Here is a 14,438-nt window from a genome sequence, read left to right as displayed (position 1 = left end):
GTAAATAAGCAAAAAAAGTATCCAAATTTTAATTGTAACCTAGTACAAATTTTTTATCAGAGCTAAAGTTTACCGGTTGCTGTTGGCCAAATTCTTGATTAATAGTTGCCAGTGCTTGTTCTTGTTGAGCGAGTAAAGATAAAATTTTATTACGGTATTCGAGGCTAGTTTCAAATAAATTAAGGTCAACCTGCGGCTGCAAGGTTGCTAGTTTTTGAGCTAAAGTTAGTTGCGTCATAATGTTATCTCCAGTGCAAGTACACTATTTATATAGCACTAAGTACCATAAAAGGTTAGTTGATTGTATAAATTGATTTTATTCCCCTAATATTATGACGTGCTAAACTTAGCGAACCCTGAACCAGTTTTACTTTTATTTTAGACACACGTTTATAGAGCGGTATCTTCTTACTTATTTGGATAATAAATGACACTAGAACAATTAAATCAAATGCTTGCTTTTGTACTTTTTAGTTACAACGATGTGCAAATTACAGTGGTAAAAGTAATTCAGATCCCATTGATATTATTTACTATGTGGTTTGTGGTTACTCGTATTGGTAAGTTAATAAAAAAATCATTACTTAAACGTAAAATGAACCCTGATGCGGTGCTATTGTTTACGCGAATTTATTTTATTTTAAGTATCGCAATTTTAATTTTCACTTCTTTAGAGGTGTTAAATATACCGCTTACCGCTTTTGCTTTTGTATCGGGTGCTATTGCGATAGGTGTTGGTTTTGGTGCGCAAAATATCATTAATAACTTTATTAGTGGCTGGATATTAATGTGGGAGCGACCAATTCGTATTGGTGACTTTTTAGAGGTGGGCAATGCTAAGGGCGTAGTTGAAACGATAAACACTCGCTCAACCCGTATTCGCCGTAACGATGGCGTACATATGCTAGTACCAAACAGCCAATTATTAGAAAACACAGTAACTAATTGGACGCTAATTGATCGTAATGCACGTACCTCGGTTAATGTGGGTGTAATGTATGGCTCAGATGTTGAATTGGTTGAAAAACTGATGCAACAAGTGCTTGCAGATCATCCGGCAATATTACCCACCTTACCAAAAGCGGTGTTGTTAGATGACTTTGCTGAAAGCGCGATGATGTTTAGTGCTTATTTTTGGGTGTATGCAGAGTCTGAAACGATGTTGCGCCAAGTTCGCAGCGATATTCGTTTTAGTCTTTATAAGCAGTTTAAGTTAAATAATATTAAAATTGCCTTACCACAACGTATTATTCATATTGATGATAAAAAATTCAATACGCCACTGTAATTAGCACCCATTAAATATAAAGAAAAGTGGCTTAGCATTTTGGTGCTAAGCCAACTGAATTAGCGGCTTTGATTTAATTTTTTTAATTTAAGCGCTAAACCAACTATAAGCGCGCCAAATACTATAGCGTATGCAGCAACTAACCAAAGCAAGGTTAAAATGCCTGCACCTGGGTTAAATACTAAGTACAGTCCAAATATTATAGAAATAAAACCACTAATAATTAAAATCCATTCGTTACTAATTTCATTACGTAACTTTTGGGCTAAAAATATTTCTACTACACCAATTGCAATCGCCCACGCAGCAACATAATAAAGTAACAATAAGGCGGTAAGGTTTGGTGCAAGTAAAGTGACAAAAGCGGCAATAATACTCAGTAAGCCACCAATTAATAATAGCATCCAAAAGGGATTTGATTTTTTTGATGTTATGGCAACCCAAACTCTTAATATGCCATCAAATAAAAAGTAGCCAGCAAAAACTAATAACATAACTTGCAACGACGCCTCAGGTGCAAACCAGGTTATTAAACCAAACAGTATGGCTATAACACCACGAAGTAAAAGTAACGACCAGTTTTTGGTGAGTGTATTCGTAAGATTCATTTTAATCCTTAAGTAAATAGTATGAGCGCCCAGATAAGGTAGCTATTGTTATTAGCAGGGTCAAACAAGTTTAATATCAAGTCTATATAGCATAACTTTAATTTGAAACAGGTCAAATGTCCGCTATTTTTGTTTTTTAAAGGGTTTATTTTTAATTATTTTAAGAGATGTATTTTTTGCACAAATTGTTTTTTTTATGTTTCTTTTATGCAGTAAAAGAGCGTCAGGGTGTTATAATATTAACCACTCATTCAGCCTCTTTAATTCGTTTTGCACTCTCGAGAAAGAGGTCCGCGTAGCGTATCGCGAAAAATTGCCTGAGTCCGCTATTGTAAGTGGCGCAACACATCAACCGTTGAACAAGAGTGCACTAAAAAGGTTAATCCCCGACATGAAAGCAATGAAAAGATCTACGTTAGCAACCCTAGTAAATGCAGCGTTACTCTCTGCCGTAGCAGGCACTTCATTTTCTACTATTGCTGCTGAGCAAGCGCCAGCGGTAAAGAAAAATCAATTAGAAGTTATTCAAGTTACTGCTCGTAAACGTGTAGAAAATGCACAAGAAGTACCAGTAGCTGTTTCTGCACTGCAAGGCGATAGCTTGGATGCTTACAGCTCTGCTGGTATGGATATTCGTTTTATGAATGCGAAAATCCCAAGTTTATCAATTGAGTCTTCATTTGGTCGTTCATTCCCACGCTTTTATGTACGTGGTTTAGGTAATACAGATTTCGATTTAAACGCATCACAACCGGTATCATTGGTTGTAGATGAAGTAGTACAAGAAAACGCTATTTTAAAAGGCTTTCCAGTATTTGACGTTTCACGTGTAGAAGTACTACGTGGACCACAAGGTACTTTGTTTGGGCGTAACACGCCTGCGGGCCTTGTTAAATTTGATTCAGTAAAACCAAGCCAAGAATTTGAAGGTTACGGCTCGGTATCTTACGGTAGCCGTGGCGCTGTAGATTTTGAAGGTGCGGTAGGCGGTGGTTTAACTGACCGTTTATCAACGCGTGTATCAGTACTGTGGCAAGATAAAGACGATTACATTGATAGTAGTGCTCCAGGGTTTGAACAAAAAGACGCGCTAGGCGGCTACACAGATAAAGCAGCCCGTATTCAGTTTTTATACGAAGGCGATGACTTCACTGGTTTATTTAACTACCACGTGCGTGATATGGACGGTAAACCAATTGCCTTCTTTGGTAATTCTATCAAGCCAGGTACTAACGATTTAGTTGATGGCTTTGAAAATGACGTGGTTTACCACGATGCGGCATCACGTGCGACGCAGCAAGTTGAGTCAGAAGGTGCGAGCTTAAAGCTTGAGTGGGATTTTAATAATCACACATTAACCTCTATTTCGGCGTGGGAAAGTGCAGAAATATATTCTCGTGCAGACATTGACGGCGCTTATGAGACAGGTTTTAGCTCAGCAGAAAGTGCTGATGGTATTCCAGATCATGATCAGTATACCCAAGAGTTACGCTTATCAAGCAACTTTGCTGGCGATATAAACTACCAAGTAGGTGTGTTTTACTTTGATGAAGCGCTGACAATTGAAAATTTCAGCTATGATACGTTTTCATCACCTGCAGGTAATGAAACCGGTTATGTAATACAGCAACAAGATACAAAAGCATGGGCGGTATTTGGCTCAGTTGATTACACGATTAGCGATGATTTAAAGGTAACTGCAGGTCTGCGTTATTCAGACGATGAAAAAGAATTTTCTGCAAACCGTACTAAAAGCCCAATTGGTGCTGGTCCGCTATCTAGTGGACTCATCAATGTAAGTGATGACCATATTAGCTGGGATATTTCAACAAGCTATAAAGTAAATGATGACGTAAACTGGTACACACGTATTGCTAATAGCTTCCGTGCACCTAGCTTACAAGGGCGTATTTTATATGGTAATGATGTAACTACCGCAGAAACAGAAACGGTAACCTCATACGAAACAGGTATTAAGTCAGACGTACTAGACGGTCAAGGCCGTGTTAACGCCACTGTTTTTTACTACAAAATGAATGACCAACAGTTAACAGCTGTAGGTGGTGGTGCTAACTTTAACCGTTTGTTAAATGTTGATAAAACCACAGGTTATGGTTTTGAGCTAGATTCTGAATGGGTGTTAAGTGATGAGCTAAATGCTACATTCAACTTAAGTTATAACAAAACTGAGCTTAAAGATGACACGCTTAGCATAGCAGCTCCAAGCCGCCCAACGTTGACAATTACTAACCCAGTAGTAAATGGTAAAGTATTACTCGATGGTAACAGCTTACCGCATGCTCCAGAGTGGATTTCTAACTTCACATTACGTTATACCAAAGAGCTAGCTGATGGTGAATTCTTTGCTTATGGCGATGTTTCTTATCGTAGCAAAATTAACTTTTTCTTATATGAATCAGTTGAGTTTGAAGGTAAGCCGCTTGTTGAAACTGGCTTACGTGCCGGTTACGCATGGGCAGATGGCGACTATGAATACCAAGTGTCAGCATTTGTGCGTAACTTATTTGACGAGCAACAATCTATTGGTGGCGTAGACTTCAACAATAATACTGTAATGGTTAATGAAGAGCGTTACGTTGGTGTAGAGTTTAAAGTTAACTTCTTTTAAGCTTAAACACTAATAGTAAAAATACTACAGAGCCCGCTTTTATAGCGGGCTTTTTCGTTTATATTCATTAATATTACTGCTAAAGTAGCGTTAATTGATTTGCAAAATAAAGAGATGAAAAATGGCTGGATTTTGGAACTACCGAGTGATTTTTTGTGAAGCCACAAAAGATGAAGCAGCGCAGTATCAAATACATGAAGTAGAATATAACCTTAATGGTAAAGTAACTAATTGGTCTGAAACCGGAGCAGCTCCTTTTGGTACATCGCTTGATGAATTAAAAGCTGATTCTGAGCGATTAAAAACAGCGTTTGAAAAACCTGTTTTAAAAGTGGCGCGTAAAGCGCGTGGTTATGAGTTGGTTGATGTTGAAACAGGTGAAGAGGCCACTGGTGAGCCACCGGCGGGTTTAACGGAGTAATTTATAAACATATTAAAGGCGCTTAGGCGTCTTTTTTAGCGCTGTGATAAGGAATAAAAATGACTTTAAAAGCAGTATTATTTGATATGGATGGCACGTTAGTCGACTCTGAGAGCATGCACTTTGCATGTTGGAGCCAGGTACTTGCGCCATTTAATGTAAACTACGAAGAGGGTGAGTTTTGTCAGCGTTTTTTGGGGCGGCCAACGCTCGAAGCTGCAAGTGAAATAAAGCAACAGCATAACTTATCGGTTAGCAGTGACTATTTAGCCGATGAAAAATACCGTTTATTTGCACAATATGTAAAAACCAATTTACCAGCACTAATGCCTTTTGCAGAACAAGCATTAATAGCGGTTAAAAGCAGCGGCTTAAAAATGGCGTTAGTAACAGGCAGCGCTCGCCACGAAGCAGAACCAATATTAAAAGGGCTTGGCTTTTATGATCTATTTGACGCAGTAGTCACTAAAGATGATGTTATTAATCCAAAGCCAGCCGGAGATCCTTACTTATTAGCACTCAAGCAGATAAATGTAGCTGCTAAAGATGCCATTGCAGTAGAAGATACCTTTACCGGAGTAACTGCAGCAAACAACGCCTGTGTTAGCGTGGTGGCGATTGCTAATAATCATACAAAAAACCATGACTTTAGCCAAGCCAGATACCGTATGAATGATCTGCAAGAGTTTTGGCAATGGCTACAATCTCAACTATAGTTTAAGCCACATTACCTTGCTTGGACGCGCTGATGTTTTATATTAAATTAATTACCTTAATCACAGCAGTACTTTTTAGCTCTATTGTGAGTGCAACATTACCCAAAGTGCTGCTTGCTAAAGTGTATGATGAAACTAAGCACAGCGATGTAAGTAACTATTTAGTCAGCGAAAAGTTTGATGGTGTAAGGGCAATTTGGACAGGTGAACAGTTTGTCACTCGGCAAGGTAATGTAATAAACGCGCCAGAATGGTTTACAGCGCCCTTACCAAAAGTATGGCTTGATGGTGAACTGTGGACTAAACATCAGCACTTTGCGGTGCTCAGTGGCATTGTGCGTACTAAAATCCCTAACAATCATGATTGGCAAAGTATTACGTATCAAGTATTTGATATGCCAGATGCAAACGCGCCTTTTAGCCAGCGCTACAATAATTACAACCGCCTTGTTACGGGTTTAAATTCACCTCATATAAAAGCTATAAAGCAGCATCAGTTTACTAATAATCAATTATTAACTGACTACTTTAAAAATATAACAGCGCAAGGTGGCGAAGGTGTTATGCTGCATTTAGCAAGCGCTAAACATGCCGATGGGCGCAGCGATGCGCTATTAAAATTAAAGCCCTACTTAGATGCAGAAGCAATAGTGATTGCATACCTACCGGGTAAAGGTAAATACCAAGGCATGTTAGGATCGTTAAGAGTAAAAACACCGCAAGGGCAACTGTTTTCAATTGGCACCGGATTTAGCGATGCCGAGCGTGAAAGCCCGCCAGCATTGGGTAGCACCATTACTTATCGATTCCATGGTTTAACAAAAAATGGTTTACCTCGTTTTGCTAGTTTTTTACGTGTGAGAGAGTCACCCTAACAATTATTCAGCTCTATATGAGTATATATTTATTACTAGGTATGCTAAATTGCGCGGCCTTTTTAGTGATGTATGGTGATATATGTTTGTTGGTTTTGATTATGGTAGTTCTAATTGTGCTATGGGTGTAATGAACGAGGGTAACGTTCAATTAGTGCCGTTAGAGCAAGGAAAACATTACCTACCTTCAACACTTTATACCCACCATAGTGCGTTGGTAGTTGACTATGTTGCCAAGCATTTACAAGGTAGCAGCGATGAGCTTGCGTTTAAAACTCAGCGCCAAGCATTGCTAAATTCATTACCACGAATTAAATCTGACTTAGATTTACACCCCACAGACGAAACCTTATTTGTTGGCCGCGAAGCAATTAGCGAGTATGTGCAATTTCCTGAAGAGGGTTATTTTGTTAAATCACCAAAATCATTTTTTGGCGCTACGGGTTTAAAACAAGGACAAATTAACTTTTTTGAAGACATTGCCACCGCAATGATTTTAAAAATAAAACAACGTGCTGAGCAATCACTAAGCAAAACGTTAACCCAAACCGTTATTGGTCGTCCGGTTAACTTTCAGGCGGTAGGCGGTGAGGAGTCAAATCAGCAAGCAATTGGTATTTTAGAGCGCGCTGCAAAACGTGCCGGCTTTAAAGAAGTCGCATTTTTATACGAGCCACTGGCGGCCGGTATTGATTACGAGAGCAACTTAACACAAAACCAAAAAGTACTGGTTATTGATATTGGTGGCGGTACCAGCGATTGCTCGTTTGTGCAAATGGGGCCAAGCTTTCGGGATAAAAGTGACCGTGACGCTGACTTTTTAGCTCACAGCGGTAAGCGTATTGGTGGAAACGATTTAGACATAGCTTTAAGTTACTATGGCTTGATGCCGCTTTTAGGCTTAGGCAGTACGTTTAAATCAGGGCTACCTTTGCCTAATCAAGCTTTTTGGCAAGCCTGTAAAATTAACGATGTAAACTTACAAAGCCAATTTTATAGTGCTAACCATCATAGAGAACTTAGCGCACAATTGCGCGATGTGAGCGCGCCAGAGCTATTTAAGCGATTAATACATTTGCAGCAAAATAGGCAAGGGCATCAATTAGTACAACAAGCTGAGGCTGCTAAAATAGCATTAACTTCAGCCACTAATTATAACTGCGATCTTAGCTTTTTAGATGCGTCATTAAGTAAAGATGTTTCAGTCAGTGATTTAGCGTTAGCGGTAGATGATAGCATTAGCCAAATAGTCGCTTTAGCGAAGCAAGCTATAAATGATGCAGATACTACGCCCGATGTTATTTATTTAACCGGTGGTAGTGCACAGTCGCCTCTTATTAAAGCGGCGCTTAGCCAACATTTAGGTGATATTAAAATGGTTAATGGCGATCACTTTGGTAGTGTAACCGCCGGCTTAACTAAATGGGCTAGCATGCTTTACAGCTAAGCCATTAAATATTAAATATCTATTTGTCGGGTTGCTAAATACTTTTCGTAATCTGGCAAGGTGCGTTCAAGCTCAACATTCATTAATGGCGAGCTTAGGAGCATGTCAGCACTTACTTCATTACAGGCTACTGGTATGTTCCACACTGCCGCTAAGCGTAGTAGTGCTTTTACATCTGGGTCGTGGGGTTGCGATGCCAGCGGGTCCCAAAAAAACACCAGCATATGTATTTCATGCTCAGCAATTTTAGCCCCTAATTGCTGATCGCCACCCATTGGGCCGCTAAGCAATTGAATCACATCTAGCCCTGTGGTTTTATTGATTAAATGCCCTGTGGTGCCTGTGGCATATAATGTATGCTCGCTCAGTGCGTTTAGGTGTTTTATACACCATAATTTTAAAGCCGCTTTTTTACCATCGTGCGCTACTAGTGCAATATTTTTTTTAGCCGGTAGCGATTGTATTTTTTGGTCCATAAAAAATTCTTTTTATTGTTAAAGTAATAAGTTAATAGCAAGGGCAATGAAAACAATGCCGGTGATCCTATCTATCCAAGTTTGGCTATTTGGGTTATCTCTAAAAAAGCGCGCAATTTTATCGCCAAAATAAATATAAGCGCAATCAATCGGAAAAGCAAAAAGCGGATACAGCAAACCAAAAAAGGCGAGCTGAAAAGTAGCCGAAGAAAGTGCTGGATCAACAAATTGTGGAATAAACGCGATAAAAAATAATGCCACTTTAGGGTTAAGTACTTCGGTCATCATAGCTTGAAACATTACATTTTTACTTTTCTTCGTAGTTATATGTGGTTTGTCTGATTGCTCAATAGGCTCTTTTATAAAAGTGCTTTTAAGCATCATTATCCCTAAGTAGCATAAATAAGCAGCGCCTGCATATTGCACTGCACTATAAGCTACCTCAGAGGCTTTAAGTATGGCGGTTAAGCCAACAACAGCAAAAAATGTATGTACTACTCCACCGAGGGCAAAACCAAACGCACTTTGCATTCCTGCCGTACGGCCATTAGCAAAGGTTTGTGCCATTAAAAAGGCATTAGAAGGCCCTGGGGCCACCGCAATTAAAAAGCTAGCCAGTAAAAAAGAAACTAAAAAATCAGGGTTTATCATGATCAGCCTTGAGTTGGGTGTAAAGCATGTCCTTTTTTACTTATTAAAATAAGCCAAAGAGGAAGTAACAATAGTAAATGAAAGGCTATTAGCCATGGTGTAGTTAACCCTAAAAACTGTGTTGCAAACACTAATATACTCGCACCACTCATTTGCATTGCGCCAAGTAGCGCTGAAGCGGTTCCGGCTTGTTTTGCAAAGCGAGAAAGTGCCATTCCAGCTGCAGAGCCTAAACTTAAAGCAAAACCAAGTGCAGCAATAAGCATAGGTAACATAAGTGCCAGCGCGGTTTGTATGGTGCTAAGCGCAAGCATTAATAACCCCGAAAAAATCAATAAACCAACCCCAAGACGCAAAGCACGCTGGCTATTATTTTTAATATACATAGGCGCTATAAAACTCGCCACAATGCTACATACCGCATTGAGTGTAAACCAAAAAGTAAAGTCAGCAACTGTACCGCCTAAGTGAGTAATTAACCAACCCGGCGCAAGTGTTACGTACACCAGTATTGCCGACATTGCGACCATACAAAGTAAGCTATTAAATAAAAATATAGGAGTGCTAATAATGGGCATAAAACGGCGTAAATCTAAAATATGGCCTTGATAGTAGCTGTCTGCTGGGCGTGTTTCTTTAAAAAATAATAAGGTTATAACTAAGCCAAAAATAGCAAAAAAAGTTAAAAATAAAAAATTCATCCGCCAGCCAAACTGCACGGTTAACCATGCCCCTAAAATGGGCGCTAATGCTGGAATAAAACAAATAATACCATTTAAATAAGTGATCATTTGCCCACTTCGCTGTGCACCGTATTTATCACGTACTATGGCAAAAGCAACCACAAAAGTGGCACATGCTCCTAATCCTTGTAAAGCACGCGCGAGCAGCAATATATTAAATGAAGGAGCATAATAGGCTAACAAGGCAGAGCCCGCATACAGGCTAATACCAATGACAGCGACCGGTTTACGACCAAACTTATCAGCAAGGGGGCCTGCAATTAATTGCCCTAAGCCTACAGTGAGCATAAAAATAGCAACACTTTGTTGTACTTGCTGCTCTGAAACAGCAAATTGCTCAGCAATAGTTGGAAATGCAGGTAGGTAAATATCAATAGCCATAGGGCAAAAAATAACGAGTAACGCTAATATAAGTAATAAAGTTAAGTTTGGTTTAGCGGGCTGTGTTTGCATTAGTTCTCCTTTTGTCGCGTATTTTAGGGGGGGACTAATAAAAAAGAAAGGGCTTATGACCCTTAGTATCGTCGACATTGATATTTTTTAATTTAAATAACATGAACTCTGGGTAATAAATTTATCTCAAGCAGATATTTTCAGCGCTAACTGCGCTGAATTTACTTGCAATAGATCAGCAGTTGACGCGTAAATTCGCCTTATTGTCATTGAAAATCACTGGTTAGAAAAAATAAATTTAAATATAACTATGATTCAATACGTTAGTAAATCTCTTCACCAAAGTTAAGGTTAAATAGCTAAAAGGGACTTTTAAAGACACTACCTCAAACTGGTCTGATGTGTTACTTTTACAAAAGAATGAACGATGGAAAATAATAATGAGCAATAAATCTTCAGTTTTAACAGCATGGCGCATTGTTAAAAAGCTACCCTTTGGGCACTGGCTATTTACTAAAATAGTCTGTTTTAAAGCGCCATACTTTGGCTCGATGAAGCCTTACATACTTAATTTAAAAGCAGGACATTGTAGTGCGCGGGTTAAAAACCGGCGTAGGGTTCATAATCACATAGGTACAATACATGCAATAGCGCAGTGTAATTTGGCCGAGTTATGTGCTGGAGTGATGGTGGATGCCACGGTACCGGTTAAAACTCACCGTTGGATCCCAAAAGGTATGACGGTACAGTATTTAGCTAAAGTAGATACCGATGTAACCGCTATTGCAGAGATTGATTTACCGCACCAGTGGCTAGATAAAGAAGACTTAGTGGTGCCAGTAAAATTATATAATACCCGCAATGAACTAGTATTCACTGCAGATATTACTATGTACATTACAGCTAAAAAGTAACTAGCTTTTATTAGAGGCTTGTTTATTTACGAATGACAAGCCGATATCGTCCTCGTTAATTAATGGTTTTACATCGCTCACCGGCTTTGACTCATCATTAATGAGTGTTAAGCTTTCTTTTTCAAAGCGCTGTTTTAAATTACCTTCAATAATTGCACCAGCTTCTATACTAAGCGTATCGTGAAAAATATCACCATGCACATGAGCGTTATTTTTAATGTTAACTTCACTGGCATTTAATGAACCAATTATTTTGCCCTTAACAATCACGCTTGTCGCTTCAACAATACCCTCAACTACGCCTGTAGTGCCAATTACTAAATGAGTAGCTTTAATGTCGCCATCAATGCGGCCATCAAGTTGCACTTCACCTTGGCTTATTACTGACCCGGTAAGGCGCATATCTTCTGAAATAATAGAAGGAGCGTGATTAACGCGTTTTAATGAAGCGTTATTTGTTACTTGCTTTTTTTTACCAAACACGAGAGAGCGCCTTTGTTATTTTAAGAGGATTGACATGCTTGCCATCAATAAGCACTTCATAATGTAAGTGAGTGCTGGTACTTCTGCCGGTGCTGCCCATTAAGCCTATTACATCGTGCTTAGTGACTGCTTGGCCTTTTTTTACTTTAACTTTATTTAAATGACCAAAGCGAGTGACTAAGCCATTTTTATGTTCAAGTTCTATAAAGTTACCATAACCGCCATTGCGCCCAGCGCGCAGTACAGTACCGTCGGCAGGAGCAAATATTTCAGTTTTATGCCAGCCGGCTAAATCAACGCCCTTATGAAAGGCGCGGCGACTGTTCATTGGATCTTTTCGCAATCCAAAGTTACTAGAAATATAATACTTTGCAGCTGGCAGCGGTAAGGTATTAGGCAGTTCATTTAAAAAGTTTTCTAAATTATTTAGTAGTAATAATTTATCGGCAATAGCTAAAAATGTGCCAGGAATTTTTGCTTCATCGAATACATCTAACGGACCACCTTGAGCGGTTGTTTGCTCGCTTAATGCTAAATGTTGCGCTAATGCAGACTCTAGCCCTGCACCTTTAAGCATAGCTAAAATGGCGTTATGACGTTGGGTAATTTGACTTTCAAGCGATAAAAAATTTTGCTCGTAGTATTGATTTAGCTGTGCATAGCGAGCAGCGAATGTACTAGGGGGCGTATTTTGCACCTGTTTACTTTGAGCGCTGTCATCGACTAAAGGTTCATGAAACTCGCTTTGCTCTTCTTCAATAGGAGATTCAAGTTCGTCACCCAGCTTTATAACATCTTTACTAAGAGAAGCAGGAAGAGATTCGATCATGCTTTGGAGTAAAGCTTGTTTTTGTTCAAGCTCAGCTAATTGTGCTATTTGTTCGTCATGGCGTGTTTTTTGCTCGCTGACTTGCTGTTGCCATTGTTTTTGCTCATCGAGTTGAGTTTGCTCAATATCTGATATTTTTGTAGTTTGTGAGTAAACCCGAAAGCTCGAAATACTTACCCAACTAAGAGTAACTAATACAAGTAATACGATAAAAACTTGCAGCCAAGGCGCCAAAACCACATGCTTAACTTCACCATTTTGGCGAATAAGTAGTTGACGAGAGGGGAAAAACTGTTCAAAAAAAGACTTTATAAATATAGGCATGACACATAAATACTGGCTATTAACCAAGCTAAGATAGCAATTTGAGTTTAAAAAGCTAGAAAAAATTGTAACTATGACTGAATTAATAAAAAAGGACGGCAATAAATGCCATCCTTTTTAGCAAAAAAATTTATTCTTTAAATTATTTTGCAGCGAGTACAGTACTCTCTACACAGCCAAAACCAATGCGTGCGTAACCTTCTTTTTCACACCAGCCACGCATAATAACGTTATCGCCGTCTTCTAAAAAGCTACGTTGTTGGCCATTGCTCAGCGTGATTTTTTCTTTACCACCACGAGAAAGCTCAAGTAACGAACCCGCTTCTTCATGGGTTGGGCCAGATTGCGTACCCGAGCCCAGCATATCACCTGGCATAAAGTTACAACCATTCACAGTATGGTGCGTTACCATTTGCGCAACTGTCCAGTATGAGTGCTTAAAGCTTGAGGTTGATACACGCGTTGGTGTATGACCTTCATCACGCATTTGCTGAGTTTGAATTTTTACATCCATTTGAATATCAAACGCGCCTTGTTCACGGTTCGCTTTAGATTCTAAATAATCCAATGGTTGTGGATCGTTTTCATCTCGTGTCCAGCTTGTTCTAAATGGTGCTAGCGCTTCAGTTGTCACTATCCAAGGAGATACCGTTGATGCAAAGTTTTTAGCTAAAAACGGCCCTAACGGCTGATATTCCCACGCTTGTAAATCACGTGCTGACCAATCGTTAAAGACACAAAAGCCAAATACATGGTTTTCAGCATTTTCAATCGCTATAGCATCACCTAACGCGTTACCTTTACCTAAGTAAATACCTACTTCTAGTTCATAATCAAGGCGTTTACACGGGCCAAACGATGGTACTTCAGCATCTGGCGCTTTGGTTTGGCCTTTAGGGCGATGAAATTGTTGGCCCGATACACCAATAGATGATGAGCGACCATGATAACCAATAGGTACCCATTTATAGTTAGGTAGTAGTGGGTTGTCTGGGCGAAACAAGCTACCCACAGCAGTTGCATGGTAAATAGAGGTGTAAAAGTCGGTGTAATCACCAATGCGACACGGCAATGCAAACTCAATATCAGCCTGTGCAATAAGCGCTTCGCTTAATTTAGTCTGATGCTCAGAGCCTTCACGCAGCGCTTTAGATAATGCTAAACGCAGTGCTGACCAATATTGCTGCCCAAGGCTCATAAATTCATTTAATGTTGTGTTACTTGCAGCAGCAATGGCTGTTTGCGCATCACCACTAAAAATAGCGAGTTCATTTAGTTTTGCTAAATCGATAACCTGATCGCCAATAGCGACAGCGCCACGAAAAGCTTCGTTGCTATTTTTACGACGAACTTCAGCAAAAGGTAGATTTTGAATAGGGAAGTCGCAATCTGCAACGTTTGCAGAGGCTACCCAGCTTGTTAAATTTATATCATGGGTTTCGTTAATTAAACTCATTACATTTCCTTTGGTTTAGTTGGTCGTGCTAATCAGTATAAATATCAATTTATTAAATAAGCATATAAAGATTAAAAACATCTATTATTAACAGCTTATATGGTGATGAATAGCACGATTTAAACAGACAGAATAGAATTGTTACTCAATATCAGCGTAAAACGACAAAAAGCAGCGAGTTACGC

General features: G+C 39.3%; 15 protein-coding genes and 1 other annotated feature. Of the genes, 7 read left to right on the top strand and 8 right to left on the bottom strand.

Annotated elements, in window-relative coordinates:
* Positions 1-28: 28 nt before the first annotated feature.
* Positions 29-238 carry a hypothetical protein gene (locus AAEY55_RS00900; protein ID WP_011328840.1) on the bottom strand — a complete coding sequence of 70 codons (210 nt, stop codon included), beginning with the start codon at positions 236-238 and terminating at the stop codon, positions 29-31.
* Positions 239-427: 189 nt separating this feature from the next.
* On the opposite strand from AAEY55_RS00900, the gene AAEY55_RS00895 reads away from it, so the two are divergent.
* Positions 428-1,288: a mechanosensitive ion channel family protein gene (locus AAEY55_RS00895; protein WP_011328839.1), complete on the top strand. Its 861-nt coding sequence runs from the start codon at positions 428-430 to the stop codon at positions 1,286-1,288.
* A 59-nt stretch (positions 1,289-1,347) separates the two neighbouring features.
* Here AAEY55_RS00895 and AAEY55_RS00890 read toward each other — a convergent pair whose 3' ends face one another.
* On the bottom strand, positions 1,348-1,896 hold the full coding sequence (locus AAEY55_RS00890; RefSeq protein WP_086998845.1) for an HdeD family acid-resistance protein: 549 nt from the start codon (positions 1,894-1,896) through the stop codon (positions 1,348-1,350).
* A 391-nt stretch (positions 1,897-2,287) separates the two neighbouring features.
* On the opposite strand from AAEY55_RS00890, the gene AAEY55_RS00885 reads away from it, so the two are divergent.
* The 5 genes from AAEY55_RS00885 to yegD all read left to right on the top strand — a co-directional run bounded on the left by AAEY55_RS00885 (position 2,288) and on the right by yegD (position 7,984).
* Entirely contained in the window at positions 2,288-4,525 is a 2,238-nt protein-coding gene (locus tag AAEY55_RS00885; protein WP_350549662.1) for a TonB-dependent receptor, read from the top strand.
* Positions 4,489-4,583 (top strand) — a sequence feature (Trp leader region). It overlaps the preceding gene by 37 nt.
* 63 nt (positions 4,584-4,646) lie before the next feature.
* Positions 4,647-4,946: a hypothetical protein gene (locus AAEY55_RS00880; RefSeq protein WP_011328836.1), complete on the top strand. Its 300-nt coding sequence runs from the start codon at positions 4,647-4,649 to the stop codon at positions 4,944-4,946.
* 59 nt (positions 4,947-5,005) lie between these two features.
* Positions 5,006-5,662 (top strand): HAD family phosphatase, encoded by a 657-nt coding sequence (locus tag AAEY55_RS00875; RefSeq protein WP_350549659.1) that lies wholly within the window; start codon positions 5,006-5,008, stop codon positions 5,660-5,662.
* Positions 5,663-5,694: 32 nt separating this feature from the next.
* Entirely contained in the window at positions 5,695-6,537 is an 843-nt protein-coding gene (locus tag AAEY55_RS00870; RefSeq protein ID WP_350549656.1) for a DNA ligase, read from the top strand.
* 82 nt (positions 6,538-6,619) lie between these two features.
* Positions 6,620-7,984 carry a molecular chaperone gene (yegD, locus tag AAEY55_RS00865; protein WP_309216328.1) on the top strand — a complete coding sequence of 455 codons (1,365 nt, stop codon included), beginning with the start codon at positions 6,620-6,622 and terminating at the stop codon, positions 7,982-7,984.
* 11 nt (positions 7,985-7,995) lie between these two features.
* Here the strand turns inward: yegD and AAEY55_RS00860 are convergent, their stop codons facing one another.
* The 3 genes from AAEY55_RS00860 to AAEY55_RS00850 are packed head-to-tail and all read right to left on the bottom strand — an operon-like array spanning position 7,996 to position 10,307.
* Positions 7,996-8,460 carry a methylglyoxal synthase gene (locus AAEY55_RS00860; RefSeq protein WP_011328832.1) on the bottom strand — a complete coding sequence of 155 codons (465 nt, stop codon included), beginning with the start codon at positions 8,458-8,460 and terminating at the stop codon, positions 7,996-7,998.
* A gap of 18 nt (positions 8,461-8,478) precedes the next feature.
* Positions 8,479-9,111 carry a LysE family translocator gene (locus AAEY55_RS00855; protein ID WP_011328831.1) on the bottom strand — a complete coding sequence of 211 codons (633 nt, stop codon included), beginning with the start codon at positions 9,109-9,111 and terminating at the stop codon, positions 8,479-8,481.
* 2 nt (positions 9,112-9,113) lie between these two features.
* Positions 9,114-10,307 (bottom strand): multidrug effflux MFS transporter, encoded by a 1,194-nt coding sequence (locus AAEY55_RS00850; protein WP_011328830.1) that lies wholly within the window; start codon positions 10,305-10,307, stop codon positions 9,114-9,116.
* A gap of 380 nt (positions 10,308-10,687) precedes the next feature.
* Between AAEY55_RS00850 and AAEY55_RS00845 the strand changes: the two genes are divergently transcribed.
* Positions 10,688-11,161 carry a hotdog fold domain-containing protein gene (locus AAEY55_RS00845; RefSeq protein WP_089368608.1) on the top strand — a complete coding sequence of 158 codons (474 nt, stop codon included), beginning with the start codon at positions 10,688-10,690 and terminating at the stop codon, positions 11,159-11,161.
* Here AAEY55_RS00845 and AAEY55_RS00840 read toward each other — a convergent pair whose 3' ends face one another.
* The 3 genes from AAEY55_RS00840 to fahA all read right to left on the bottom strand — a co-directional run bounded on the left by AAEY55_RS00840 (position 11,162) and on the right by fahA (position 14,253).
* On the bottom strand, positions 11,162-11,644 hold the full coding sequence (locus AAEY55_RS00840; RefSeq protein WP_309216327.1) for a polymer-forming cytoskeletal protein: 483 nt from the start codon (positions 11,642-11,644) through the stop codon (positions 11,162-11,164). It lies immediately after the preceding gene.
* Positions 11,634-12,797, bottom strand: a complete 1,164-nt coding sequence (locus AAEY55_RS00835; RefSeq protein ID WP_086998862.1) for a M23 family metallopeptidase — start codon at positions 12,795-12,797, stop codon at positions 11,634-11,636. Before AAEY55_RS00835 ends, AAEY55_RS00840 begins: the two co-directional genes overlap by 11 nt.
* A gap of 142 nt (positions 12,798-12,939) precedes the next feature.
* A complete protein-coding gene (fahA, locus tag AAEY55_RS00830; protein WP_089368605.1) occupies positions 12,940-14,253 on the bottom strand; it encodes a fumarylacetoacetase in 1,314 nt (437 codons plus the stop codon).
* Positions 14,254-14,438: the final 185 nt, after the last annotated feature.

This window comes from Pseudoalteromonas sp. 120-MNA-CIBAN-0494 (assembly GCF_040308885.1).
GTDB lineage: Bacteria > Pseudomonadota > Gammaproteobacteria > Enterobacterales > Alteromonadaceae > Pseudoalteromonas > Pseudoalteromonas nigrifaciens.
Note: the sequence above shows the minus strand (reverse complement) of the source record. Positions and strands in the feature narration are given on the sequence as shown.

Coding starts and splice junctions, on each gene's coding strand:
- AAEY55_RS00890 (WP_086998845.1), bottom strand. CDS start 1,896: ATGAATCTTACGAATACACTCACCAAAAACTGGTCGTTACTTTTACTT.
- AAEY55_RS00850 (WP_011328830.1), bottom strand. CDS start 10,307: ATGCAAACACAGCCCGCTAAACCAAACTTAACTTTATTACTTATATTA.
- AAEY55_RS00860 (WP_011328832.1), bottom strand. CDS start 8,460: ATGGACCAAAAAATACAATCGCTACCGGCTAAAAAAAATATTGCACTA.
- AAEY55_RS00870 (WP_350549656.1), top strand. CDS start 5,695: ATGTTTTATATTAAATTAATTACCTTAATCACAGCAGTACTTTTTAGC.
- fahA (WP_089368605.1), bottom strand. CDS start 14,253: ATGAGTTTAATTAACGAAACCCATGATATAAATTTAACAAGCTGGGTA.
- AAEY55_RS00900 (WP_011328840.1), bottom strand. CDS start 238: ATGACGCAACTAACTTTAGCTCAAAAACTAGCAACCTTGCAGCCGCAG.
- AAEY55_RS00895 (WP_011328839.1), top strand. CDS start 428: ATGACACTAGAACAATTAAATCAAATGCTTGCTTTTGTACTTTTTAGT.
- AAEY55_RS00880 (WP_011328836.1), top strand. CDS start 4,647: ATGGCTGGATTTTGGAACTACCGAGTGATTTTTTGTGAAGCCACAAAA.
- AAEY55_RS00885 (WP_350549662.1), top strand. CDS start 2,288: ATGAAAGCAATGAAAAGATCTACGTTAGCAACCCTAGTAAATGCAGCG.
- yegD (WP_309216328.1), top strand. CDS start 6,620: ATGTTTGTTGGTTTTGATTATGGTAGTTCTAATTGTGCTATGGGTGTA.
- AAEY55_RS00855 (WP_011328831.1), bottom strand. CDS start 9,111: ATGATAAACCCTGATTTTTTAGTTTCTTTTTTACTGGCTAGCTTTTTA.
- AAEY55_RS00835 (WP_086998862.1), bottom strand. CDS start 12,797: ATGCCTATATTTATAAAGTCTTTTTTTGAACAGTTTTTCCCCTCTCGT.
- AAEY55_RS00845 (WP_089368608.1), top strand. CDS start 10,688: ATGAGCAATAAATCTTCAGTTTTAACAGCATGGCGCATTGTTAAAAAG.
- AAEY55_RS00875 (WP_350549659.1), top strand. CDS start 5,006: ATGACTTTAAAAGCAGTATTATTTGATATGGATGGCACGTTAGTCGAC.